The sequence below is a fragment of the Vibrio sp. 1557 genome (genome assembly GCF_033340175.1).
GTDB classification, from domain to species: domain Bacteria; phylum Pseudomonadota; class Gammaproteobacteria; order Enterobacterales; family Vibrionaceae; genus Vibrio; species Vibrio alginolyticus.
In genome coordinates this window covers 1-1,193 of record NZ_JAWOVZ010000199.1, presented here as the reverse complement: position 1 = coordinate 1,193, position 1,193 = coordinate 1, and the positions used below count along the sequence as shown (strand labels likewise).

The following is a 1,193-nucleotide window of genomic DNA, read 5'->3' as shown; positions in this document are numbered from 1 at the left end:
CACTTTTGATAGCCAAGTTGCTTCGCCAATTGCAGACTCAGCGCGACGATACGTTTTGCCAAGCCGTGTCCACGAGTTTGGGGTAAAAAGTACATTTTCTGTAGTTCGCACACGTTAGGTTCGCCTGCTAGTGGAGCAAAACCACCACCACCGACGATGACGCCATTGTGCTCAAGCACCCAATAAGCGGCACCTTGTTGGTTATACACAGAATACATGTCATCAAGTGTTGGGTCTGCGACGCCGTATCCTTTGTCTGCGGTTAGACCATATTCCGCGGAAACCTGACGAATCACGTCGGCGACTTGTGGGTTATCGGCCTTGCTGAGTGGGCGAAGAACAAATTGGTTTGCTTGGCATACTTTGGTTAAGCCTTTTAGATACACTTCAAGCCCTTGTTTGAGCTGTTGCTGCTCGTTTTCGTCCAGATGGGATAGCAATGATTCGAAGAAAGTATTTTGTTGTTGGTCGAGTTGAGATAGCGCGTGTTGGCCTTGCTCGGTCAAAGCTATGAACTGGCTGCGCTTGTCTTTTGGATTTTCGATGCTCTCAACCAGGCTCTGCTTGATGAGAGCAGTTACGGTGCGGCTGGCATTGGATTTATCTACGTTAAGCTGCTGCGCCAGTTGATTGATAGTCAGTGGCTGTAATTGGATCTCGCCCAAGGCATGAGCTTGTACTGGGGTGAGGGTAACCTCGCCACATTGTTTATCAAGCATACCTAACAAGCGGACGGTCTGTCGGGAGTAATGTCTGAGCTGACGAGGATTCATCTTAAGTTACCTATAATAAGTTGCGTACCGCAATTAACTTAATTGCGGTGCGCAACATTGTCAATAATGAATCGGTTTGAGCTCGCTGTTGCTTCGGTTTCGACCCGCTCTTAAGCGTGTTTGTGGAAGCAAAAATGCGGCGCTGAGCTCTGATCAGACGATTTACGTAACCAAACTTTTTCGTGGAAGTAGTAGGCTACGGTATTTAATGATGGCTCTAGCATTGCCATAACGCCACCGATAAATGCATCACCCGTTAACAAGTAAACCACCGTAAACGCTACGCTAAAGTGTACCGTTGCGAAACTCGCGGTTTTTAGCTTGGTCATGAATTGACGAGCTTTTAAAGCGGGAACACTTGCCCAAGCTTTTTCATGAAAGTAAAAAGCGACGGTGTTTACTGATGGCTCAATCATGGCA

The 1,193-nt window shown here is 47.4% G+C and carries 2 protein-coding genes; both read right to left on the bottom strand.

Annotation, left to right across the window (positions count from 1 at the left end; genetic code table 11):
- On the bottom strand, positions 1–773 hold a 773-nt coding region (locus R7070_RS25845), incomplete at its 3' end, for a bifunctional helix-turn-helix transcriptional regulator/GNAT family N-acetyltransferase (RefSeq protein ID WP_318141469.1).
- A gap of 110 nt (positions 774–883) precedes the next feature.
- The coding region (locus tag R7070_RS25840) for a DUF2061 domain-containing protein (protein WP_318141468.1) at positions 884–1,193 on the bottom strand (310 nt) is incomplete at its 5' end.